This is a genomic window from Thalassospira alkalitolerans, from assembly GCF_002115745.1.
GTDB lineage: Bacteria > Pseudomonadota > Alphaproteobacteria > Rhodospirillales > Thalassospiraceae > Thalassospira > Thalassospira alkalitolerans.
Map to the genome: position 1 here is coordinate 119,630 of NZ_JFKB01000004.1, position 24,273 is coordinate 143,902.

A 24,273-nucleotide genomic window follows, 5' to 3' on the forward strand; every position below is an offset into this window, starting at 1 on the left:
CATTCTTATGTCCTTAGGACAGAATTCCGGCAGTGCGCAACGCGGCTTCAACGCGCTGCTTGGATTCTTCGGTGATCTCGACCATCGGCAGGCGCATGTGACGCTCGCACAGACCAAGAAGCTCAGCTGCATATTTCACCGGGCCTGGGCTGGTTTCACAGAACATTGCCTTGTGAACCGGCAGCAGTCGATAATTCAACTCCTGAACCTTGGTCAGGTTCCCATCAACCCATGCAGAATGTAGCTGGGCACATAATTTCGGTGCGATGTTTGACGTCACAGAAATGCATCCCTGACCACCCTGGGCCAGGAACGGTACGATTGTACCATCTTCACCCGACAACTGGCAGAAATCCGCACCGGCGGCCAATCGTGTCAACGCCGGACGTTCCAGATCGCTGGTCGCATCTTTAACGCCAACAATACGCGGCAATTTTGCCAATTGTGCCATGGTATCGACAGACATATCCACGACCGAACGCCCGGGAATGTTGTAGATCACAATCGGAATATCGGTTGCGTCGTGGATTGCCTTGTAATGTGCATACAGGCCACGCTGATTTGGTTTGTTGTAATACGGGGTCACAACAAGCGCAGCATCAGCGCCAGCATTCTGGGCATGACGGGTCAGCGAAATGGCTTCGGCGGTTGAATTGGAACCTGTACCGGCAATCACCGGACCGCGCCCCTTGGCAACTTCAAGGGCTAATTCAACAACGCGATGGTGTTCCGCGTGGCTCAAAGTCGGCGACTCACCCGTGGTTCCGACCGGCACAACACCGGTCGTGCCCTGTTTAAGTTGCCAATCCACAAACGACTGGAACGCTTTCTCATCGATTGCACCATCCTGCGTGAACGGTGTAATCAAAGCGGTAATCGAACCCTTAAACATCGATATCTCCAAATCTTATCGTGGATTGAAAGCGACGCGAAAATAGCGGCTGTTAAGGCATCCCGCAAGCGTCTGTATACAATAAAGCGCGTCTTGTTTGATCTAGGTTACTCTTTCCTGTCACGACTGATTGGCATTTAGCTGTTTCACTGCCATAATAAGAACGTCTAGAGCGCGTTACCTGCCGCAAGGCATGAGGGGAAAATTAAATGGCGCATGCGTCTTTCCGCGGTGTTTCGATCTGCGCATTGGCACTGGGCGTGATCACGTTTTTTGCACCGGTTGGCAACATGGCACTGGCCGCAGATCAGGATGAAAGCGTCCTTGTGGAACTGCCACCGTCACCGGCTTTTTCATCGGTCAGCCGTGCGCGGCTGAATGCCTTTTTGGATGCGCTGGAAAGCGGGCATACATCGGCATTTGAAAAACTGCTGCCGAATTTCAACGATCCGCTGCTTCAAAAAGCCAGCGAATGGATGTGGTTGATCAGCCCAAATTCCGGGCACAGTTTTGAACAAATCACAACCTTCATTGACGCCAATCCCAAATGGCCAAGTCAATCATTGTTGCGTCAGCGCGCAGAAGAATCCATGACCGATGCCGTTCCCGATGCGGATATTCTGGCATGGTTCAAACGATCTGCCCCTGTCACCGCCGATGGCGCAACCCGCCAGATCAAGGCTCTTTTGTCGGCTGGTGAAACCGCCGCGGCAACAACCTTAATTCGCAACAGTTGGGTGAACGAAAATTTCGGTACCGGACAGGAAAAACGTTTCCTCGACCGTTACGGCGAATATATCGATCAGGAAACCCATCAACAGCGACTTGATCGGCTTTTGTGGGAAGGTCGTCTTGGCCCTGCAAAGCGCACCATGAAATATGTCAGCAACGATTATCTTTTGCTGGCAAAGGCACGCGCGGCCCTTCGGTCCCTTGATGGCGGTGTTGACGCTGCCATCAATCGCGTCCCCAAGAAATACCAAAAAGATCCTGGCCTGATTTACGAACGTGTCCGCTGGCGCCGGGTAAAGGACCGCGATCAGGAAGCCCGTGATCTTCTTTTATCGCAGGCCAATGACCTTGCCTATATCTCGATCCGGCCGCGTTACTGGTGGATTGAAAAAGCAATCCTTGCACGCCGGGCATTGCAAAAAGGCCATATCACAGATGCTTATCGTCTGGTCGCCAATCACGGTCAAACCGATGCCGGTGATATTGCCGAAGCCGAATGGTATGCGGGCTGGATTGCACTTGAATTTCTGGGTGATGCCGAAATTGCCCTGACACATTTCCAGAACTTGTATGATGTGGTTCAATATCCAATCAGTCAGGCGCGCGGGGCCTATTGGGCCGGACGTGCAAGTGCTGCTATCGGCGACAAGGACCGTGCACGCGACTGGTACAAGCTTGCTGCGGAGCATGCGCATACTTTCTATGGTCAACTGGCCATTGATGCGCTTGGCGTCAAACCGACCTATTCGGTAGAACAGCCCGTCCCGACAGAACAGCAACGTGCCGATTTTGAATCCCAGGAACTGACACAGGTTACACGCAAGCTTGGTGAAATGGGGCTTGGTAACATTGTCAGGCCATTCATCATGGCACTAGTATATGAGCATGACGAACCTGAATATCTGGCAATGGCAACCGATCTTGCCCGCGAATATGGACGGGCCGACCTTGGGATTATTGCGGCCAAACGCAGTATTCGAACAGGTAGCGGTTATCTCGATGCGGCCTACCCTGTTCATGAACAGGTTCCTCTTGGGCACAATCCAGACCCTGCCCTTATCCATGCGATCATGCGTCAGGAAAGCCTGTTCAACCCCGAAGCCGTTTCTTCGGCCGGTGCGCGGGGGTTAATGCAATTGATGCCTGCAACGGCCGAACGCATGGCAAAGGATCTTGATCTGAAATATGAAACATCACGTCTGACAAGTGATCCGGGTTTTAACATAGCTATTGGGCGGCAATATCTTTCACGCCTGCTTGATCGTTGGGACGGCGAAGAAATCCTGACCATCGCAAGTTATAATGCCGGTCCAAGTCGTGTTCGTCAGTGGATTGCCGAATATGGTGACCCACGCGATGCCGATGTTGACCCGGTCGATTGGATCGAAATGATCCCCTATAGCGAAACCCGAAACTATGTTCAGCGTGTCATGGAAGGTACCTATGTCTATCGTCGTCGCTTTGCGCGTGACGAAATTGCCATGGGACAAGACGACAATCTTGTACACGGAACGCAATAAGAGGTTTACGGCATCCGCATTAAACGCAAATCCGACTGAATATTTGCGGTTAATGGGATAAAGAACCATATTTGAGCGAACCTGTCCGACAGATGAGGCCACAAAAATGTCCGATAATGTATTTAGTTCCTGCCGCGCATTTGTTTTTGATGCCTACGGCACCCTTTTCGACGTTGGATCGGCGGTTGATCGGTTCAAAGGATCAATCGGAGACGAATCTGACAAGCTTTCATCGCTTTGGCGGCAAAAACAGCTTGAATATACATGGCTGCGCAGCCTGATGGGGGACTTTACCGATTTCTGGAGCGTCACGGGCGATGCCTTGGATTATGCGATGGCAGCCATAGGCAAAAAAGACCCGGCCCTTCGTGCCAAGCTTATGGAAACTTATCTGTCGCTTGATACTTTCCCCGAAGTTGTCGAGACCCTGAAATCCCTAAAAGCGCAGGGGCACAAGCTTGCTATCCTGTCGAACGGGGCAAAGCATATGCTGATCTCGGCGGCCAAATCATCGGGTATTTTGACGCTGTTTGATCAAATCATCTGTGTTGACGATCTGAAAACCTATAAACCCCATCCGGATGTTTATCAGCTTGCTGTCGATCAACTTGAACTGTCGCCAGCCGAAATTTCGTTTCAATCTTCGAATGGCTGGGACATTGCCGGAGCCGGACATTTCGGTTTCCGGACAGCCTGGATCAACCGTTCTCATCTGCCAATGGAACGACTGTCACATACTGCGGATGTGGTTTTGCAAGGGTTGGATGAATTATTGCCGTTGGTAGCCCTGCCTGAAAAAGCATAAGGCGCATAACACATACGTCACCAAAAACGGGCAAGCGATCATCGCTTGCCCGTTTTCTGTTAAATAGTACCTACGAACCAAACCTGGCTCGCGTGATCAGATGATCATGCCTATTTATGTTCTTTCTTCACATTTGCAGCAACGATTTGTCCTGCCTGAATAACGGTAAGACCGCCCTCTTCAATCGCACCTTCGATGCGTCGGCAATGACCTTCGATATATGCGCCGGGTTCGATCGACAGACTTTCATGAAGAATGTCGCCCAACATACGTGCCGTATCGGAAAGCGACACATCACGTGCCCGAACCTGACCCGTCACAGAACCACAAATGCGGATCTTTTCGGCAACGATCTCGCCACGCACTTCACCATTTTGGCCAATGGTCAGATTACGTGTACGAATGTCACCATTTACAAATCCGTCAACCTGAACATCGGAGTCCGATACCAGATCACCGGTAACCCGAAGGTCGGAATTGATAATCGACAGACCACCTTTTTTCTCGGTGGCCGAATTATGGGAGTTAGTTGCTCCCGTCTGCTTCTTGCTCGTTTTTGAAAACATAATGTCCCGCCTCAATGAACTTGATGGGGTCTACCTGCTTATCGTGTACCAAAACCTCATAGTGAACATGGCTGCCCGTACTGCGGCCGGTACTTCCCATCAATGCGATTTTGCTTTGGTAGTTCACTTCGTCGCCCTTCTTTACGAGGACCTTATAGAGATGTCCAAAACGGGTTCGAAGACCGTCACCATGATCAATTTCGATCATCTTCCCGTATTTTCCGCTCCATCCGGCAAACACCACTTTACCTGGTGCTGTCGCTTGAATCGGAGTCTTCATGGGCCCGGCAAGATCAACACCGGAATGAAACGCCCACTTTCCGTTAATCGGATCCTTGCGTTTCCCGAATAAACTGGAAACGTAATAGGATGCCGCTGGCTCCCCCAATGGGGTTCTTTTGATCCTGTCGTGCAAACTGACCAGTTGGTTCATACGATCCCCAACTGCAAGCGCGACATTCAAGAACTGTTCGTCTTCAGGATGTTCGGGCTCAAACGCCACGAACGGACCACCAACACCGGGGATCTCCGGCTTCATAGGTGGTGTGATAATGTCCCCAATCTGCAAACCCGTCATTTCCAGAACCGATTCCAGTTCCAAAATGGTGGTGTCTGCCGTTTCGGCAACCCGCTGCATCGCTTGCTTTTGAACGGTATGCAGGTCAGCAATACGTTGCCGTACCTCGCCCAGCTCGGATTGCAATTTCTTTGATCGTTGCATGGCCTGATCACGTTCACGCATCACACGTGACATGACGGTTTCAACGGTTTCCAGCTCATCGCGCAAAGCAAGATTGCGGTTGGTGATCCCGTCAATCTGGGTTTGCAGCGCATTCATCTGGTTATCCATTGATGTGCGCAATGCAAAAATCCGGACCTTTTCTTGTTCACTAACCGCTAGCTTCGATGTGTAATCTTGTACCCGCGCCTGAAGTTGCAGGTTCTTTTCAGCCATCGAAAGCAGGTTGCGGTGGGTACCTTCCATCTGCGACGTAATTTCTCCAAACCGCCGCTGGCTTTCGGTAACCCTCGCAATGAGCTGGTTATAGGACAGTTCACTGCGGAAAAGCTGTTCTTCGCGCGCAGTAAGACGCTGGTCAAGATACCAGGAATATCCGGTAACCCCGACCGACCAAGTGATCGACAAAATACCGATCAATGCCAGTGTCAACTGAGCGTATTTTCCGAGACGAAGCTGGGAAACGGAATCGTTAGAACGGACAAGAACTTGCCGATCCGGAAACCATTTTTCCACAAAACGACGACCACGTTCGAACGCCGACATATTCAGTGTCTAACCCCTATTTGCCCGTAATTGTGCTTGCGATAAAGAAATCGCCACACGATTTGCTTTTTTTAGACCCCGCCTGCAAGACGACTTTTCTTTACGCTAACTGTTAGCGCGACAACAGGCAAGCACGTTAACACATCCTTAATGCCAAAAGTTTGTCATGAAGGTAGATCTGTGTGTTACTCAATGAACTCTTTTCTAAATCAACAATGTTTAAAAAATGCGTATATCTCAATTTTTACTAACCTGTTCAGCAACCTGGTTCTATAGCGGCCGGATATCCAAAGCTCCTGGCACCATGGGCTCGCTTGCGGCAATCCCGCTTGGCTGGGCTATTGCCATCTTGCTTGGAAATTCGGCGCTACTTATTGGCATTGCCGTTGTCTTTATGGTTGGCATTCCGATTTCCCATAAATACAGCGAGATGATCGGCGTCCATGATGCCGGTGAAATCGTTATTGACGAAGTCGCCGGACAATGGATGTGCCTCCTTGTTGTGCCGTTGGGCAACGGCATAGCCGATCTTGGCTGGCTGCTGGCGGCATTCGTGATATTCCGGATATTCGATATTCTAAAGCCATGGCCGATCCGTTGGATTGACCGCCAGATCACTGGCGGTTTCGGGATCATGCTTGATGATATTCTTGCCGGTCTTTTCGGAATGATCGTCTTGTTCACGGCGCGTCACTTTGCAGGAGTTTGATTTCCATGAATATCGCACCAGATATCCTGATTGCGGCGGCTGAACTGATCGCGCTTTGCAAAACAAACGGTGAAATGATCACAACAGCCGAATCCTGTACCGGCGGCCTGATCACCGGCAGTCTTACAGCAGTCGATGGCAGCTCATCGGTTGTTGATTGTGGCTTTGTTACCTATTCCAACGAAGCCAAGCAGGGCCTGATCGGTGTGTCAGAAGATATGCTGGTAATTCATGGGGCCGTTTCCAAACCCGTGGCAATCGCCATGGCCGAAGGGGCCCTTTCCCGGGCACCGCTGGCGACCTTAAGTGTCGCAGTTACTGGGATCGCCGGGCCGGGTGGCGGGTCAGAACAAAAACCGGTGGGACTTGTTCATCTTGCGTGTGCAGGCAACAATCGCCCGACCCTGCATCGTCGTCGGGTATATGACGGGGATCGTCATGCTGTGCGCAAGGCGACCATCATTGAAGCATTTAATATGTTGGCTGAAATGACTGACAAAAAACCGGTTTAATTACCCGTTGGGTTGTTTGCTGTCCGCTGCGGCAACCGGTTCGCCGTAAACCTCATGGGCGCGCGTTTCAAAGGCGCCGACCATCAATTTGACGGCTTCGTTAAACACGACACCGATCATTTTTTGCAGCAAAGCAGAGCGGAACTCGAAATCGACAAAAAAATCAAGAAACGTCCCCCCGTCTTCCGTCGGTTCAAACACCCAGTGATTGTTCAAATATTTGAACGGCCCTTGCAGATATTCGACATCAATACGGTCATGAGGCTGCAGGGTAACTTTTGATGTGTATTTTTCACGAAACATTTTGAAACCAATCACCAGATCGGCATGCAAAACATCGCCATTGCGCCTGCGGACCCGCGAAGCGACACACCATGGAAGAAACTTGGAATAGGAATCGATATCCGCGACAAGGTCAAACATCTGTTCCGGCGTATAGGGCAGTTTCCTGCGCTCCGCATGCGTCGGCACCCGTGATCTCCTTTGTCGTCTCGTTTATGTCTTTGAAATTTCTACTGTACGCCAACCATTGCTTTGGCTTTGACGGTCGCCGCAGCAGCCAGCTTTTTCTCACGAGCCAGTCGAAGTTCTTCGAAGTCACGGTCCGCGTGATAGCTTGACCGCGTCAGCGGCGTTGCCGACACCATCAGGAAGCCCTTGCCACGCGCCATCGACGCATAATCCTTGAATTCATCAGGCGTGACGAACCGTTCGACCGGGGCATGTTTCAGAGTCGGCTGCAGATATTGCCCGATTGTCAGGAAATCGACATCGGCAACACGCAAATCATCCATAACCTGTGCCAGTTCTTGACGTTCTTCGCCAAATCCAACCATCAGGCCCGACTTGGTGAAAATGGTTGGATCAATCTGTTTTACACGATCAAGAATGCGCAGTGACTGATAATAGCGCGCGCCGGGACGAATCGAGGTGTAAAGCCGTGGCACGGTTTCAAGGTTATGGTTGAACACATCCGGGCGGGCTCTGGCGACGATTTCAACGGCACCCGGTTTATCACGAAAATCAGGTGTTAGAATTTCGATCGTCGTTTCAGGTGATTTATAACGAATGGCTTCGATCACCCGGGCAAAATGGGCAGCCCCGCCATCCGCAAGATCATCACGGTCAACCGAGGTGATCACAACATGCTTCAACTGCATGTCGGCAACCGCCATCGCAAGGTTTTGCGGCTCGAACTGATCAAGCGCGTTCGGCATACCGGTTTTTACGTTGCAGAACGAACAGGCACGTGTGCAGGTATCGCCCATAATCATGAACGAAGCATGCTTTTGCTGCCAGCATTCGCCAATATTCGGGCACGAGGCCTCTTCGCAAACGGTATGAAGGTTCAGGCCGCGCGCAAGTTCACGTGTTTCCTGATAGCCCTTTGACGTAGGCGCTTTCACACGGATCCATGCCGGCTTGCGCCCTGATGGACGATCCGGGTTCTTCTGTTTTTCCGGGTGACGAAGTGCTTTGGCTTCGCTTTGCGCCGTCGACATAGAGTTACCTCCGAAAGATTGGACGGGCGGCAATGTGCCGCCACGCCACGTATTTGTCAAACCGACATTCGATCAAAACGGTCATACCGGACATGTTTGCCTGATATGACCCTGTATTTCCTAGAAGTGGATTGCCCGACCATAAGCGTCAAGGACCGATTCATGCATCATTTCCGACAGGGTCGGATGCGGGAACACCGTATGCATCAAGTCTTCTTCGGTCGTTTCCAGGCCCATCGCCACGACAAAGCCTTGAATAAGCTCGGTCACTTCGGTGCCAACCATATGCGCGCCAAGCAGTTCGCCTGTTTTGGTATCAAATACGGTCTTAACCAGCCCTTCAGCCTCGCCCAGTGCAACGGCTTTGCCGTTGCCGATAAACGAAAACTTGCCGACCTTGATGTCGTAGCCGGCCTCTTTGGCTTTGGCTTCGGTCAGGCCGACACTGGCGACCTGCGGATGGCAATAGGTACACCCCGGGATCTTGCGCGGATCAAGCGGATGCACATTTTTAACATCGGCGATCTTTTCAACACAAATCACGCCTTCATGTTCGGCCTTGTGGGCCAGCATCGGCGGACCAGCAACATCACCAATGGCATAGATGCCCGGCTCGTCGGTGCGCGAATATTCATCCGTGCCGATCACATTGCGATCAACCTTGACCTTGGTGGTTTCAAGACCAAGACCCTCGGTGTTACCGATAACCCCAACAGCCGAAATCACGCGATCAACGGTAAGTTCCTGCTTCTTGCCGTCTTTGGTTTCAATCGTCACAACAACGTTATCTGCATTACGTTTCAGATTGGCGACCTTGGCTTCGGTCAGGATTTTCATCCCGTCCTTGGTCATCATCTTCTGCGCAAGAGTCGCAACATCTTTGTCTTCAACCGGCATGATCTGCGACATGATTTCCACCACCGTCACATCCGCACCCATGGTGTGATAGAAGCTGGCGAATTCAATGCCAATCGCACCGGAACCAACAACAACAATGCTTTTGGGCATTTTGTCAGGCGTCATCGCCTTTTTATAATCCCAGACAACTTTGCCGTCGGCTTCAAGGCCGGGCAATGAGCGTGCACGGGCACCTGTCGCGATGATGTAATGTTTCGCGATATAGGTACCTTTGTCCTTGCCTTCGACATTGATCTTTTTCGGACCGTCGAATTTGGCCTCGCCATTGATCACGGTAACCTTGTTCTTTTTAAGCAAATGGCCAACGCCGCCCGCAAGCTGCTTGGATACACCGCGCGAACGTTGGATAACCGCATCAAGATCAAAGGACGGTTTTTCACATGAAAGACCGTATTCCTTGGCATGGTGCATATTGCGATAGACTTCTGCCGAACGCAGCAGCGCCTTGGTCGGAATACAGCCCCAGTTCAGGCAAATACCACCAAGATGTTCACGTTCAACAACGGCCGTTTTCAGCCCCAGCTGGGCTGCACGAATGGCCGCGACATAGCCACCGGGACCCGCACCAATCACGATTATGTCGAAATTGCTATCTGCCATCGTAAGATCTCCTTCGCCTGCCCGTCACCGGTTACAGGTCTTGAAATTCAAATGCTTGCGGGGACTATTTAAAGTCCCCGCGCAATTTCGGAACCTCAGAGCAACATGCTCAGCGGATCTTCGATCAGCTTTTTGAACTCAGCCATAAATGCCGCACCAACCGCACCATCGACCACGCGATGATCAACTGACAATGTGCAGCTCATGACTGTGGCGATTGCCAGTGCACCGTCTTTTACAACGGCGCGCTGCTCGCCCGCACCGACGGCCAGAATACAGCCCTGCGGCGGATTGATAATGGCCGAAAACTCTTTGATCCCGAACATGCCAAGATTCGAGACAGAGAACGTCCCACCCTGGAATTCTTCCGGTTTCAACTTGCCTTCACGTGCCTTGCCAGCCAGTGCCTTCATTTCGGTCGAGATTTCAGCAAGACCTTTACCACCGGCATTTCGAATGACTGGCGTGATCAAGCCACCCTCAATGGCAACGGCAACCGAAATATCTTGCTGCTTACACTGCAAGATTGCGGCATCGGTCCAGACAGCGTTTGCCGCCGGTACACGCTTAAGCGCAATGGACGCCGCCCGGATGACGAAATCATTGACCGAGACTTTAACGCCCTCGCCTGCTTTCTCGTTAAGCTGCTTGCGTGTTGAAAGCAGATTGTCGAGTTCGCAATCAACCGTCAGGTAAAAATGAGGAACCTGCTGTTTGGACTGTGTCAGACGACGTGCAATAACCTTGCGCATCGATGTGTTCGGAATTTCTTCGTATTCCGGAAGCCCGGTCAGGTCCGGATTCCAGCCGGAAGCAGCCGGTGCCGTAGCAGGAACCGGTTTTTCACCAGCCGTTGCCACCGCAGCAGCGGGAGCCGCAGCAGGTTTGGCTGACATGGCGGCTTCAACGTCACGTTTCACAACACGGCCACGCGGGCCTGAACCAGAAATTTTCGCCAGATCAACACCTTCATTCGCCGCAATGCGACGTGCAAGCGGGCTGGCTGTGATACGATCACCACCGGAAACCGGTGCGGCCGGTGCCGGACTCGAAGCCGATGCAGCCGGTACGGCTTCCTGCTTCGGTGCCGGGGCAGCGTCACCACCAACACTGGCAGCCGACGTATCAGCACCATCAAGTGCGCTTTCGTCTTCGCCTTCTTCAAGCAAAAGAGCAATGACTTCGTTGACGGCAACACCTTCGCTGCCTTCGGCAACAAGGATTTTGCCGATTTTTCCTTCATCGACGGCTTCAACTTCCATCGTCGCTTTGTCGGTTTCGATCTCGGCAATGACGTCACCCGATTCAACGGTATCGCCTTCCTTGACGAGCCATTTTGCCAAAGTGCCTTCGGTCATGGTCGGCGACAAAGCCGGCATTAATATTTTCGTGGGCATGAATGCAATCTCCCGGTAGCGGGGCGGCGCGATGTCTCAGCGCCCTGCCCCTGTCCGTTTTTGTTAGCGATAGCAAACGGCCTTGGCCGCATCGACAATGTGCTTCTCTTGCGGAACTGCCAGCACTTCAAGATTTGCTGCATACGGCATCGGAACGTCTTCACCCGTGACACGCGCCACCGGCGCATCAAGATAGTCAAAGGCATGTTCCATGATGGTCGATGCAATTTCGGCACCGATACCGGCAAAATGCCAACCTTCTTCACATGTCACCAGACGATTGGTTTTCATCACCGAACGAACGATGGTGTTCACGTCAAGCGGACGAATGCTGCGCAGGTTGATCACCTCAGCAGAGATCCCCTGCTCGGCCAGTTGTTCAGCAGCCTTAAGCGCCTTGCCAACCATGATCGAGAACGCAACGATGGTCACATCGGTGCCTTCACGTTCAATCTTGGCCTGACCGATTGGAAGAACGAAATCTTCGTCATCAGGCACTTCAAAACTGGTGCCGTAAAGAAGTTCGTTTTCAAGGAAGACAACCGGGTTCGGATCCCGAATGGCAGCCTTCAAAAGGCCTTTTGCATCCGCAGCCGACCACGGCGAAACCACCTTAAGGCCCGGGCAATGCGCATACCATGATGCATAGCACTGGGAATGCTGGGCACCAACGCGCGATGCGACACCGTTCGGACCACGGAAGACAATCGGGCAACCAAGCTGGCCACCGGACATGTAAAGCGTCTTCGCAGCCGAGTTAATGATATGGTCAATGGCCTGCATGGCGAAGTTGAACGTCATGAATTCAACAATCGGCTTCAGCCCCATAAAGGCTGCACCCGTTGCCATTCCGGTGAAACCGTATTCGGTAATTGGGGTATCCACGACACGTTTGTCACCGAATTCGTCAAGCAGCCCCTGGGTAACCTTATAGGCCCCCTGATACTGCGCGACTTCTTCGCCCATGACATAAACGTTTTCATCCGAACGCATTTCTTCGGCCATCGCATCACGAAGGGCCTCGCGAACAGTCTGAGTTTTGAACGAGGTATAGGTTTTCTCGTCCTGGGTCGCGTTCACTTCGCTCATGGCGCGTGGATCACCCGATGCCCGCTCAAACGCGCCACTGGCCGAAACGGCTGCTGGCTGTGCCGGAATACTGGCCGAGGCCGATACCGTTTCTGCAGCAGGCGCAGGTGCGACTTCGGCCTTGGGCGCAGAACCCGTAGCTGAAATATTATCCAGCGCAGAAGCATCTTCGTCTTCTTCGAGGATATAGGCGATGACCGCGTTTACCGCGACGTTCTCGGCCCCTTCAGCAATAACAATCTTGCCAATGGTGCCTTCGTCAACGGCCTCAACTTCCATCGTGGCTTTATCGGTCTCGATTTCTGCGATTACGTCACCAGAGGCGATCTTGTCGCCTTCCTTGACGGTCCATTTGGCAAGAGTGCCTTCTGTCATGGTCGGCGATAGGGCCGGCATCAAAACTTCAATCGGCATTGTTCCCTCTCTCCCGGGAAATATCGGTCAAAAGCGGTTCGCGAAGTTCGCGATCACGCATCGATCAAAATATCGGTGAACAGTTCAGAGACATCCGGTTCCGGGCTATTCTGGGCGAACTCGGCCGCTTTGGCGACTTCAGATTTCACTTCCTTGTCGATATCTTTAAGGCCAGCTTCGTCGATGATATTGCCATCAATCAAAAGCTTTTTGACCATATCGATCGGGTCGTGCTCTTTGCGCATTTTATCGAGCTCTTCCTTGGTCCGGTATTTTGCCGGATCAGACATCGAATGCCCGCGATAGCGATAGGTCTTGAGCTCAAGAATATACGGACCATTGCCTTCACGGCAATGCGCAACAGCACGTTCACCAGCGGCCTTAACCGCAAGAACGTCCATACCGTCAACCTGTTCACCCGGAATACCATAGGCTGCACCGCGCTGATACAAATCAGGGCTCGCCGAATGGCGCTGTGCAGATGTGCCCATGGCGTACTGGTTATTCTCGATGCAATAGATCACCGGAAGCTTCCACAAAGCGGCCATGTTGAACGCTTCGTAGACCTGCCCCTGATTGACAGCACCGTCCCCAAGATAGGTTAGGCAAACACGGTTCTGGCCACGATATTTGTAATTGAAGGCAATACCGGTACCGAGCGGAACCTGACCGCCAACGATTCCATGGCCGCCAAAGAAATTCTTTTCCTTGGAGAACATATGCATCGAGCCGCCTTTACCGCGGGAATACCCGCCTTCTCGTCCGGTCAGCTCTGCCATGACACCGGCAGGATCCATGCCACAGGCCAGCATATGGCCGTGATCGCGGTAACTGGTGATGACACCGTCATCGCCGGTAATAGCAGCCTGCATGCCGACAACGACGGCTTCCTGCCCGATATACAGATGACAGAAGCCACCAATAAGGCCCATGCCGTACAACTGACCGGCTTTTTCTTCAAAGCGACGGATCAGAAGCATTTCACGGTAATATTTGAGGAGATCATCACTGCTCGCCAGATTATCGGCGCGCGTCGTGACGCGTTTGCGTTTTGGTGTGGTCGCCATGTTTCCTCCCGGTGGATGGCTATCGCTTAAGCATCATGTAATGAGTGCTTAATTCGGTACTGGACCACCGAAATGACTACCTAAAACCACGTGCTGAGGCAAGCAATCTAACTGACCGTAAAGTGTTGTTTTGCAACGCACAATCACAAATGAACCACATATCGGTTAATTTGTGATGTTTTATGAATATGCATAATTTCAGCGTTTTCAGCAACTTGAGGAAACAGCTTCATTCTCGCTCATTCCATTAGGTCACAAATGCTATGCTTTAGTGAAACCAATATCACAGATCAAACAGGTTTATTTCGCAACTGCCAGAAGACACAGGACAGAACACAGCAGCAAACGCACGCTACCAGAAGGTGATGATCAACTAAAAGTCAGTTGAAACAACACGATAACATCGACTGCATAATTGATCAAAATTCGGTTGTCGTGCGGTAGAAATAGATTTCGGCCACAAAGCAACTAGAAGGAAATTTTACAAAAGTAAATAATCCACCAAAAGTGGTGCCGGATTCTTATCCGATCAGGACCCGATAGATTTGTTACTGCTTGGCAGCAATCGGATCATCGTCAAGATAGCCATTATGATGGAAAATGATCAGGTCATCGGGATGGGCCGCATTCAACATCGCACGGGCACGTTCATCAAGCAGGTCCGGATCAAGATGGTTTGACCGCATCGCAATTACCCGTTCTTCAAGATGATTGCGTTTAGCGATAATTTCATCCCGCACCTTTGCTATTTCAGAAACACGGTCCTGCATCGACCAATAGGCCAATACACCACGGTTGCCTTCCACACTGTGGAAGATGAAATAGACCATGATTGTAAATGCGATTACCGGCGCGACGGCCTGGCCCAATCGGCGAATGACCGGTGATGTTGACGACATTTACCCCTGCCCTTTGCCTTTACGCGAAGACATACCAAAATCATCGCCATTCCGATATCGAAATGGAAAAACTGCATGCGTTATTTGCCTTTGAACTCAAAGACATCAGTGTCTCAACAGTCACAATGCTTGCCATGATACCCAGATAGTTGATCACAACAGGGTAAAAATAAGCTTAAAGCACATGTGCTATTGCACGATGATTACGGTCAATCAGCTAACCCTGACGAATAAAAAACCGCCCCGGAATACCGGGACGGTTTTTTTCGTTTCGTCTCATTGGGCGGTGATTATTTCAGGATCGAACGTCCCGGGAAATATGCACCGGCACCAAGCATCTCTTCGATGCGGATCAGCTGATTGTATTTAGCCAGACGGTCGGAACGCGACAGCGAACCGGTTTTGATCTGACCGCAATTGGTTGCGACCGCAAGATCAGCAATGGTTGCGTCTTCGGTTTCGCCCGAACGGTGCGACATGACGGCGGTATACCCGGCACGATGCGCCATTTCGACGGCTTCAAGAGTCTCGGTCAAAGAACCAATCTGGTTAACCTTAACAAGGATCGAGTTGGCAACGCCCTTCTTGATACCGTCTGAAAGACGTTTCGGGTTGGTTACAAACAAATCGTCCCCGACCAGCTGGGTCTTGGCACCGATTTCCGATGTCAGGGCTGCCCACCCATCCCAATCGTCTTCAGACATGCCGTCTTCAATCGAGAAAATAGGATACTTGCTAACCAGATCGGCCCAGTATTTAACCATGCCATCCGCATCAAGGGTCTTGCCCTCGCCGGCCAGAACGTATTTGCCACCCTTGTAAAATTCGGTCGAGGCCGCATCAAGCGCCAGAACAACGTCTTCTTCCGGGCGATAGCCTGCGGCCTCAATCGATTTCATGATATAGCTGATGGCCGCTTCGCTTGAGGCGATATTCGGTGCAAAACCACCTTCATCACCAACAGAGGTGCTCAGCCCATCCGCCGACAATGCCTTTTTCAGGTTATGGAAGATTTCCGCTCCCATGCGGATGGCGTCGGAGCCTGTTTCAGCCGAAACCGGCATCACCATAAATTCCTGAACATCAATGGCATTATCGGCATGTTCGCCACCATTGATGATATTCATCATCGGAACCGGAAGCGTGCGTGCAAACGCGCCGCCAATGTAACGATAAAGTGGCAAACCGGATTCTTCGGCAGCTGCCTTGGCAACGGCAAGCGACACACCAAGAATGGCGTTGGCGCCAAGACGGGCCTTGTTCGGGGTGCCGTCCAGTTCGATCATAACAGAGTCAACATCGACCTGATCTTCGGCATCCATACCGGCAAGAGCTTCAAAGATTTCACCATTAACCGCTGCAATGGCCTTGGTGACCCCTTTGCCCAGATAACGGTCTTCCTTGTCACGCAGCTCGACAGCTTCATGCGCACCGGTTGACGCACCTGATGGAACGGCTGCACGACCAAAGGCGCCACTTTCCAGAGTTACATCAACTTCGACAGTCGGGTTACCACGACTATCGAGGATTTCACGGCCACGGATGTCAATAATAGCGGTCATAACGGAAACAGTCTCCTCACTGAGATTATCTGCGCCCCAAAAGGGCACATTGGTTACAGCCTAAAAGAAATGCCGCCATCAAGACATGGCGGCATTCATATTTCAATCGTTGAACATATCCAGTCGAACCGGATTGGCTTTTGCCACTTTATCAAGTTCGATCAAAACCGATAAGACCTCGGAAAGTTTGTTCAATGGAATTTGATTTGGACCATCGCTGATGGCCGCATCCGGGTTATCGTGAGTTTCGATAAACAGGGCAGCGATACCAACAGAAACAGCTGCACGCGCCAATACCGGCGCAAATTCGCGCTGACCGCCGCTTGTTGTGCCCTGCCCACCTGGTTGCTGAACAGAATGGGTCGCATCAAATACAACCGGATAGCCTTGACGCGCCATGGTGGGAAGTCCGCGGAAATCGGTTACCAGCGTGTTATAGCCAAAGCTGGTGCCCCGATCGCAAAGCATGATATTTTCATTACCGGTGGCAGCGATGTTATTGGCAACATTTGCCATATCCCAAGGTGCCAGGAACTGACCCTTTTTGACATTGACAGCACGACCGGTATTTCCTGCCGCCTGAAGAAGATCGCCCTGACGGCACAGGAAAGCCGGGATTTGCAGGATATCGGCAACTTCGGCCACTGGCGCGCACTGATCCGGCAAGTGCACATCAGTGACAATTGGAAGACCAGTCTTTTCCTTGACCTCGGCCAGTATATCAAGCCCTTCGACAAGGCCGACACCACGTTTGGAATTGGCGCTGGTACGGTTGGCCTTGTCAAACGAGCTTTTGTAAACAAGCCCAAGTCCAAGTCCTTCAAACAGCTCTTTGAGCGCAAAGGCCATTTCCAATGCGTGGCTACGACTCTCGATTGCACATGGCCCCGCCAAAACGGCAAAAGGCTTATCATTGGCAAATTCGATATTACCGACTTTGACAGTTTTGATTTCCGTCATATTACCGTCTTTCTTTCAGGCAGTCTGTCAAACTAGGCGGCTACGTTCCTTGGCTGCCTTGATATAGGAAACAAACAGCGGATGCGGATCAAGCGGACGCGAACGCAGTTCCGGGTGGAACTGAACACCGATAAACCACGGATGATCCGGATATTCGACGATTTCCGGCAACCGCCCATCAGGTGACAGCCCCGAGAACTTAAGACCTGTTTTCTCAAGCTGTGGCATGAAGTTAATGTTAACTTCATAACGGTGACGGTGACGTTCTAAAACGGTCTCGCTGTCATAAATGTCACGCGCACGCGTCCCATCAACCAACTTGCACTCGTAATTGCCAAGACGCATGGTGCCCCCCATATCGTCTTCGCCGCTACGACGTTCCACCGATCCGCCATCTTTCGCCCATTCAGTCATCAGACCGACCAACGGAGTTTTTGTCGGGCCGAATTCGGACGATGATGCATCTTTAAGCCCCGCAAGATTTCGCGCTGCTTCAAGAACAGCCATCTGCATGCCAAAGCAAATGCCGAAATACGGAACCTTGTGTTCACGTGCATAACGGGCCGCGGCAATCTTGCCTTCGGTACCACGTTCGCCAAAACCACCTGGAACCATAATGGCATCAAGTTTCGACAGGGTCTCGCTGACATTGCCCTCTTTTTCAAGCTCGTCAGATGCAATCCACTGCAATTTCACCCGAACCTTATTGGCAATGCCGCCATGGGTCAGAGCTTCAGTCAGAGATTTATAAGCATCAGGCAACTGGATATATTTGCCAACAATACCAATCGTAACCTCGCCTTCGGGATTGCGAATGGTGCTGCAGATTTCTTCCCATGGACCAAGGTCCGGGTCCTGCGCCTGCAAGCCGAAGTGATGAAGCACTTCGTTATCCAGACCGTATTTGTGATAGCTGATCGGCACCTGATAGATGTTGTCAACATCATAGGCCGGGATAACAGCCGCTTCGCGGACGTTACAGAAACGCGCAATCTTGCGGCGTTCATTGATCGGAATTTCACGATCACAACGGCACAGCAGGATATCAGGCTGAATACCAACACTTTGCAATTCCTTGACGGAATGCTGAGTCGGTTTGGTTTTCAATTCGCCCGCAGACGAAATATACGGCACCAGCGTCAAATGCATGAACAGGGTACGGCCATCGCCAAGATCGTTGCCCATCTGACGGATTGCTTCAAGGAACGGCAGGCTTTCGATATCGCCAACAGTCCCGCCGATTTCAACAAGAACAAAGTCCTCGGTTGCATCAGACTGGACAAATTCCTTGATCGCGTCGGTGATGTGGGGAATGACCTGAACGGTCCCACCCAGATAATCACCACGGCGTTCACGTGCAATCACGTTGGAATAAATGCGGCCGGTCGTCACGTTGTCGGAACGACGCGACGAAACGCCGGTGAAACGTTCATAGTGCCCAAGGTCAAGATCGGTTTCTGCACCGTCTTCGGTCACATAGCATTCACCATGCTGATACGGGCTCATCGTGCCCGGATCAACGTTGATATATGGATCAAGCTTGCGCAGGCGGACGGTAAATCCACGCGCCTGAAGCGAGGCTCCCAAAGCAGCAGAGGCCAAGCCTTTGCCCAGCGATGAAACAACGCCACCGGTGATAAAGATATAACGGGTCATCTCTTTGCCTCATTTCAAAGCAAAACGCCACGGCTCGATGCAGCTCAGTGCATCATGAACCGGGGAATACAACAATCAAAAATTGAGGCGGCAAGTTTGCCGCCTCGGGTCGTTGGTTAATTTTTTTAGCGGGTCGGAGCCGCCGGTCCGGTATCCTCGACGGGCTGTTCAGCCGCCGGGACCGGAGCCTGGTCCAATATGGATGTTGACTGGGTATGCGTATTGGACAGCAACGCAAGGGCAAGGCTCGTCACCATAAATGCCCCGGCCAGAATTGCCGTCGTACGTGTAAGAAGGTTAGCCGCGCTGCGCGAGCTCATAACGCCGAAGTTACCGCCGCCGCCGCCGCCGATACCAAGCCCACCGCCCTCACTGCGCTGTACGAGAATGACGGCAATCATGCCAAGCGCAAGAAGAAGATGAATTACCAGAATGACAGTTTGCATGGTCTCGAAACTCTTGTCCTAAAACTTCCGAACCGGGCATTATATTGTGACCGGATCGGGCAAAAATTTGATGCGTATTTAGCGTGTTTTATGACGGTTGGCTAGGCGCAACTTTCAATAATCTGCCAAAAATCGTCAACCTTAAGGCTCGCCCCGCCAACCAGTGCACCATCAACATTAGGTACAGCCAGCAATTCCGCCGCATTGGACGGCTTGACCGAGCCACCATACAGAATTCTAAATCCATCACCATCATCAAATCGTGCTGTCAGCTCTGCACGAATTGCAGCATGAACTTCAGCAACTTCGGCGACACTTGCTGTCCGCCCGGTGCCAATCGCCCAGACCGGCTCATAGGCAACAACTGTATTCACCGCGCTCGCCCCTTCGGGAATGGATACCGCAATCTGGCCGTTAACCACGGCAAGCGTCGCGTCCAGATCACGCTCCTGCTCGGTCTCGCCAACACAGACAACCGCAATAAGACCCGCGTCATGTGCCGCCATCGCCTTTTGGCGGATCACGGTCGAACTTTCCCCGTGGTCGGCCCGGCGTTCGGAATGCCCGACAAGAACATATGTGGCGCCGATATCAGCCAGCATAGGGGCGGCAATATCACCGGTATGCGCACCATTAACAGCAACATGGCAATCCTGACCACCAACGTTGACAGCGCTGCCAGTGGTTACACCCGCGACATCCGAAACCAGGGTCGCAGGCGGACAGACCAGAATGTCACATGCCAGTTCGCCTTTGGTCTTGGCACGTTCGGCCAGCCCCCGCGCAATGGCCAAGCCATCAGCACGCAGACAATTCATTTTCCAGTTTCCGGCGATCAAGGAACGGCGCTGTGACATATATCTATCTACCTCTTGCTGCGACGGTGTTGCGGATCAACCAACAAGATGGCCATGCAATCACCGATCCGATACATATTGTTGCAAAACACGATAAGATGCGGGTTTTAACACGCGATATTCCCCCGGCCAAGCCCCGGAAAACACTGTCAACCGAACTTCGGGCAAGGTCAATGCAATCGGATGTTGCCGCCCTTACGTCTCGCCATTAAGATGCGCGGCAATTGCAACGGGTTTTCCATACGCCCGCGCGGATAAAAGAAACACTGTCGATGCCCCGTCGTCGGCACCAAACCACGAATTGTTAGGCTTATCATATGCTTGCTGGCATTCGCTCTTTTTCGAAATCAATCTTTGCCAAGATCATCTTTAGCGTGATTGCAATCAGCTTCGTCGCGTGGGGTCTGAACGCATCGATGCTGAACCTTGGTACATCGCGCGAAGTTGCCGAAATTGGCAGCCAATCGATCAGTCCGGTCGAACTGGATCGCGCATTTCAGCGTAGCGTCCAGAATATGCGCAGTGTGTTCGGACCGAACTTTGACCGGCAGCAGGCCATCCAGATGGGCCTTTTGAACAACACCGTTCAAAGCCTGGTCTCCCAAAAGATCCTGCGTGAAAACGCCAAGGATATGGGCATCGGTATCAGCAACGAAAAAGTCCGTGGAACGATCTTTGCATCGCCGGGCTTCCAGAATGAAACCACGGGCCAGTTTGACCGTGAACGTTTCCTTCAAGCGCTATATTCCAGCGGATATAGCGAGCCGGAATTCGTCGAAGGCGTGCGCGGTGACATGATGGGACAGCAGATTGTTGGCAGCCTTGCCGGTGCAATCACCGCCCCGAACATTATGGCACAGCAGATTGCGGCCTATCGTAACGAACAGCGCAGCGGTAGTTTCTTTGCTTTAAACGCATCCGAATTCGAAAACATCGAAACCCCGGATGATACAAAACTTCGTCAATATCACGAAGACAACGCAGCACAGTTCACCGCCCCTGAAAGCCGCAACGTAACGCTTGCGACGCTGAGTGCGGCTGATCTGGTTGAAACCATGGATGTGACCGAGGACGAAATCCTCGAAGCTTACAACCATCGCCTGCCGGAATTCCAGACACCGGAAAAACGCGTTGTCGAGCAAATCCTGTTTGCACCAAATGAAAAAGAAAGCGCGCAAGAGGCATACAAAGCCCTTCAGGGTGGCGCTGACTTCATGACGGTAGCAGCGGAAGATGCCGGAATGGACCCGTCAATCGTCAAGCTTGGCGAATTCACCGCAGACAACATTCTGCCGGACCTGCGCGATGTGACTTTTGCCCTTGATGAAGGCGCGTTTTCCGAACCGGTTGAAACAGCACTGGGCTGGCATATCATTCGTGTCCCCGCCATCACCGCAGAACGTATCGAAACGCTTGATCAGGTTCGCACTGATGTCGTATCGGGTGTGAAACGGTTCAAGGCAGAAGACGCGATCTATGATCTTGCTGCCAAACTTGATGACGAACTTGGTGCTGGTACCCCGCTTGAAGAAGCGGCAAATGCCGCTGGCGCAAAGACCGTCAAACTAAATGATGTTGTCCGCGGTGAAGACCTCGGTGCGGATATCGCAGATGGTCGCGAAATCAACGCCAAGATTTTCGAGCTGGGCAAAGGCGAGGAAAGCCTGCTTGAAGAAACCTCAACCGGTGTTCGGTATGTCGTTCGTATTGACGACGTCACCCCGTCAGCGCTTCGCCCGTTCGAAGATGTTCGTGACGATGTAATCGCCGCCTGGAAAGAAGATGAACGCAGCCGTCAGATGATTGAAAAAGCAGATCAGCTTGCAGCTTCGATCAACGATCAGAGTGCTGATATTGCAACGCTTGCGACCAGTGATAATGCCGAACTGATCAAAAGCGGCCTAGCCAAACGCACCGGCGAAGGTCTTGCCAGCAATGTCAGCCCGGCAGTTGCCGCAACCCTCTTCACCCTTGAAGAAGGCAAGGCAAAAGCCATTCAGTCCGGGGACAGTGTTCTGGTTCTGAAGCTTGATGAAATCAAGGCTGCCGACATTGCAGAAGGCGATGCTGATCCGGTTATTTCTGAACTGAAACAAGCACTTAATCAGGATATTCTGGCGCAATATCTTGACTATTTGCAGAACGAAATTTCCGTCAGTGTCAATAACAGTGCGATTAATGCGCTGTATCCGCAAACTGCGGCAAACTAAACCATACCATTTTCAAAGGGCGGCCTTTCAACAGGCCGCCCTTTCTTGTTCCACCTCGCCTCGCCTACCCGTGGCCAAACCAATCGACCAGACCAAGTTGGACAGAACATGGAAATCAAACCGGATTTCAACAGTTTCAAGCAGAATTACAATATCGGCATTTCGCAGGTTCTTTGGACCTCGCTGACAGCGGACCTTGATACGCCGGTATCCGCATTCCTTAAAATCGCCGAAGGCATGCCCAACACCTATCTGCTTGAATCTGTCGAAGGCGGCACCGTTCGGGGGCGTTACTCGTTTCTGGGACTACGGCCTGATCTGATTTGGCGTTGCTTTGGCCAAAAAGCCGAACTTAATCGCCGTGCCCTTGCCGATGCAGACGCATTCAAACCTGAAACCAATGCGCCACTTGAAAGCCTGAAAAAACTAATTGCCGAAAGTCACATCGCCCTGCCCGACAATCTGCCCCCCATGAGCGCCGGGCTGGTCGGTTATATGGGCTATGACACCGTACGTCTGATGGAAAAGCTTCCTGATACCAACACCGACGAGCTTGGCGTTCCTGATGGCATTTTCATTCGCCCGACAGTTACCGCCAGTTTTGATACCATCGAAGACACCGTCACCGTCGTAACGCCGGTGCGCCCGGAAACCGGGATCAGTGCGGATGCAGCATATGATCTGGCCTGCGCACGATTGAACGATGTGGTTCAGCAATTCCAGCGCAATCTTTTCCTGGATCGTCGGTCCAAACCCATACCAGACACCCTGCCCGACCCAAAAGTCAGTGTCGATGAAGCCGGTTTTTACAAGATGGTCGATCAGGCCAAGGAATATATTCGGGCGGGCGATATCTTTCAGGTGGTCCTGTCACAGCGATATTCGCTGCCCTATCACTTACCGCCTTTCGCCTTTTACCGCGCACTTCGCCGGATCAACCCATCGCCCTTCATGTTCTATCTTGATATTGGCGGGTTTCAGGTTGTCGGAGCCAGTCCCGAAATCCTTGTTCGGCTACGCGATGGCGAAGTCACAATCCGCCCGATTGCCGGTACACGCCGCCGTGGCCATACGCCCGAGGACGACAAGGTCATGGCACAGGACCTGTTGGATGATCCCAAGGAGCGGTCAGAACATCTGATGTTGCTTGACCTTGGGCGTAACGATGTTGGTCGCGTATCCAAGCCCGGCACAGTGCGTGTCACCGACCGTGAAACCATCGAATATTATTCGCATGTGATGCATATCGTTTCGAACGTGGTCGGACAGATCGACGAAAAATATGACACAATGGACGCCTTAAAGGCAGGGTTCCCGGCCGGAACGGTTTCGGGCGCCCCCAAAGTCCGCGCCATGGAAATCATTGATGAATTGGAATCGGTACGCCGCGGCATTTACGGCGGTTGCATCGGCTATATCTCGGCCGATGGATCAATGGATACCTGCATTGCCCTGCGCACAGCCGTCATCAAAGATGAACAAATCCATATTCAGGCCGGTGCTGGTATCGTTGTCGATAGCAAGCCGGAACTTGAACACAAGGAATGCAAAAACAAGGCCGGCGCATTAATGGCCGCCGCCCGCGAAGCCCATCGGTTCGCCTGACCCAGTCCCTGCCCCCCTGAAATGATAAAGGCCCGCATCATTTGGCGGGCCTTTGTTTTATCTGTACCGA

Annotated in this window: 21 protein-coding genes; 6 read left to right on the top strand and 15 right to left on the bottom strand. The window is 52.1% G+C overall.

Annotated elements, in window-relative coordinates:
- Nucleotides 1–13 precede the first annotated feature (13 nt).
- Nucleotides 14–892, bottom strand: a complete 879-nt coding sequence (gene dapA, locus TALK_RS07255; protein WP_085617382.1) for a 4-hydroxy-tetrahydrodipicolinate synthase — start codon at nucleotides 890–892, stop codon at nucleotides 14–16.
- Nucleotides 893–1,101: 209 nt separating this feature from the next.
- On the opposite strand from dapA, the gene TALK_RS07260 reads away from it, so the two are divergent.
- Nucleotides 1,102–3,144, top strand: a complete 2,043-nt coding sequence (locus TALK_RS07260) for a lytic transglycosylase domain-containing protein (protein WP_085617384.1) — start codon at nucleotides 1,102–1,104, stop codon at nucleotides 3,142–3,144.
- A gap of 106 nt (nucleotides 3,145–3,250) precedes the next feature.
- Nucleotides 3,251–3,949, top strand: coding sequence for a haloacid dehalogenase type II (locus TALK_RS07265; RefSeq protein ID WP_085617385.1), 699 nt, complete (start codon nucleotides 3,251–3,253; stop codon nucleotides 3,947–3,949).
- A gap of 110 nt (nucleotides 3,950–4,059) precedes the next feature.
- Here TALK_RS07265 and TALK_RS07270 read toward each other — a convergent pair whose 3' ends face one another.
- Both TALK_RS07270 and TALK_RS07275 read right to left on the bottom strand, forming a co-directional pair.
- The gene (locus tag TALK_RS07270; RefSeq protein ID WP_085617387.1) at nucleotides 4,060–4,515 is read right to left on the bottom strand and encodes a bactofilin family protein; all 456 of its coding nucleotides are present in this window, start codon (nucleotides 4,513–4,515) and stop codon (nucleotides 4,060–4,062) included.
- Nucleotides 4,475–5,800, bottom strand: a complete 1,326-nt coding sequence (locus TALK_RS07275) for a M23 family metallopeptidase (protein WP_085617389.1) — start codon at nucleotides 5,798–5,800, stop codon at nucleotides 4,475–4,477. Before TALK_RS07275 ends, TALK_RS07270 begins: the two co-directional genes overlap by 41 nt.
- 226 nt (nucleotides 5,801–6,026) lie before the next feature.
- On the opposite strand from TALK_RS07275, the gene TALK_RS07280 reads away from it, so the two are divergent.
- Both TALK_RS07280 and TALK_RS07285 read left to right on the top strand, forming a co-directional pair.
- Complete coding sequence (locus TALK_RS07280) at nucleotides 6,027–6,509, top strand: phosphatidylglycerophosphatase A family protein (protein ID WP_085617391.1); 483 nt, start codon at nucleotides 6,027–6,029, stop codon at nucleotides 6,507–6,509.
- A 5-nt stretch (nucleotides 6,510–6,514) separates the two neighbouring features.
- On the top strand, nucleotides 6,515–7,021 hold the full coding sequence (locus TALK_RS07285) for a CinA family protein (protein ID WP_085617393.1): 507 nt from the start codon (nucleotides 6,515–6,517) through the stop codon (nucleotides 7,019–7,021).
- Here the strand turns inward: TALK_RS07285 and TALK_RS07290 are convergent, their stop codons facing one another.
- From TALK_RS07290 to tpiA, 12 genes are all read right to left on the bottom strand, one after another.
- Nucleotides 7,022–7,492 (bottom strand): type II toxin-antitoxin system RatA family toxin, encoded by a 471-nt coding sequence (locus TALK_RS07290; RefSeq protein WP_085617395.1) that lies wholly within the window; start codon nucleotides 7,490–7,492, stop codon nucleotides 7,022–7,024.
- Nucleotides 7,493–7,533: 41 nt separating this feature from the next.
- Nucleotides 7,534–8,523: a lipoyl synthase gene (gene lipA / locus TALK_RS07295; RefSeq protein WP_085617397.1), complete on the bottom strand. Its 990-nt coding sequence runs from the start codon at nucleotides 8,521–8,523 to the stop codon at nucleotides 7,534–7,536.
- Nucleotides 8,524–8,643: 120 nt separating this feature from the next.
- The gene (gene lpdA / locus TALK_RS07300; RefSeq protein ID WP_085617398.1) at nucleotides 8,644–10,041 is read right to left on the bottom strand and encodes a dihydrolipoyl dehydrogenase; all 1,398 of its coding nucleotides are present in this window, start codon (nucleotides 10,039–10,041) and stop codon (nucleotides 8,644–8,646) included.
- A 95-nt stretch (nucleotides 10,042–10,136) separates the two neighbouring features.
- The gene (locus TALK_RS07305) at nucleotides 10,137–11,438 is read right to left on the bottom strand and encodes a pyruvate dehydrogenase complex dihydrolipoamide acetyltransferase (RefSeq protein ID WP_085617400.1); all 1,302 of its coding nucleotides are present in this window, start codon (nucleotides 11,436–11,438) and stop codon (nucleotides 10,137–10,139) included.
- Nucleotides 11,439–11,501: 63 nt separating this feature from the next.
- Nucleotides 11,502–12,941 carry a pyruvate dehydrogenase complex E1 component subunit beta gene (locus TALK_RS07310; RefSeq protein WP_085617402.1) on the bottom strand — a complete coding sequence of 480 codons (1,440 nt, stop codon included), beginning with the start codon at nucleotides 12,939–12,941 and terminating at the stop codon, nucleotides 11,502–11,504.
- Nucleotides 12,942–12,994: 53 nt separating this feature from the next.
- Entirely contained in the window at nucleotides 12,995–14,008 is a 1,014-nt protein-coding gene (gene pdhA, locus TALK_RS07315) for a pyruvate dehydrogenase (acetyl-transferring) E1 component subunit alpha (RefSeq protein WP_085617404.1), read from the bottom strand.
- A gap of 548 nt (nucleotides 14,009–14,556) precedes the next feature.
- Nucleotides 14,557–14,907, bottom strand: a complete 351-nt coding sequence (locus TALK_RS07320; RefSeq protein ID WP_169714970.1) for an FtsB family cell division protein — start codon at nucleotides 14,905–14,907, stop codon at nucleotides 14,557–14,559.
- 290 nt (nucleotides 14,908–15,197) lie between these two features.
- Nucleotides 15,198–16,469 (bottom strand): phosphopyruvate hydratase, encoded by a 1,272-nt coding sequence (gene eno / locus TALK_RS07325; RefSeq protein ID WP_085617406.1) that lies wholly within the window; start codon nucleotides 16,467–16,469, stop codon nucleotides 15,198–15,200.
- Between the two features lie 102 nt (nucleotides 16,470–16,571).
- Complete coding sequence (gene kdsA / locus TALK_RS07330) at nucleotides 16,572–17,429, bottom strand: 3-deoxy-8-phosphooctulonate synthase (protein WP_085617408.1); 858 nt, start codon at nucleotides 17,427–17,429, stop codon at nucleotides 16,572–16,574.
- 27 nt (nucleotides 17,430–17,456) lie between these two features.
- Nucleotides 17,457–19,085, bottom strand: coding sequence for a CTP synthase (locus TALK_RS07335; protein WP_085617410.1), 1,629 nt, complete (start codon nucleotides 19,083–19,085; stop codon nucleotides 17,457–17,459).
- A gap of 125 nt (nucleotides 19,086–19,210) precedes the next feature.
- Entirely contained in the window at nucleotides 19,211–19,531 is a 321-nt protein-coding gene (secG, locus tag TALK_RS07340) for a preprotein translocase subunit SecG (RefSeq protein ID WP_085617412.1), read from the bottom strand.
- Nucleotides 19,532–19,632: 101 nt separating this feature from the next.
- Complete coding sequence (gene tpiA, locus TALK_RS07345; protein WP_085617414.1) at nucleotides 19,633–20,388, bottom strand: triose-phosphate isomerase; 756 nt, start codon at nucleotides 20,386–20,388, stop codon at nucleotides 19,633–19,635.
- Nucleotides 20,389–20,705: 317 nt separating this feature from the next.
- Here tpiA and TALK_RS07355 point away from each other — a divergent pair, with 317 nt between their 5' ends.
- Both TALK_RS07355 and trpE read left to right on the top strand, forming a co-directional pair.
- The gene (locus TALK_RS07355; RefSeq protein ID WP_085617418.1) at nucleotides 20,706–22,598 is read left to right on the top strand and encodes a SurA N-terminal domain-containing protein; all 1,893 of its coding nucleotides are present in this window, start codon (nucleotides 20,706–20,708) and stop codon (nucleotides 22,596–22,598) included.
- Nucleotides 22,599–22,706: 108 nt separating this feature from the next.
- Entirely contained in the window at nucleotides 22,707–24,203 is a 1,497-nt protein-coding gene (gene trpE / locus TALK_RS07360) for an anthranilate synthase component I (RefSeq protein WP_085617420.1), read from the top strand.
- The last annotated feature ends 70 nt before the right edge of the window (nucleotides 24,204–24,273 follow it).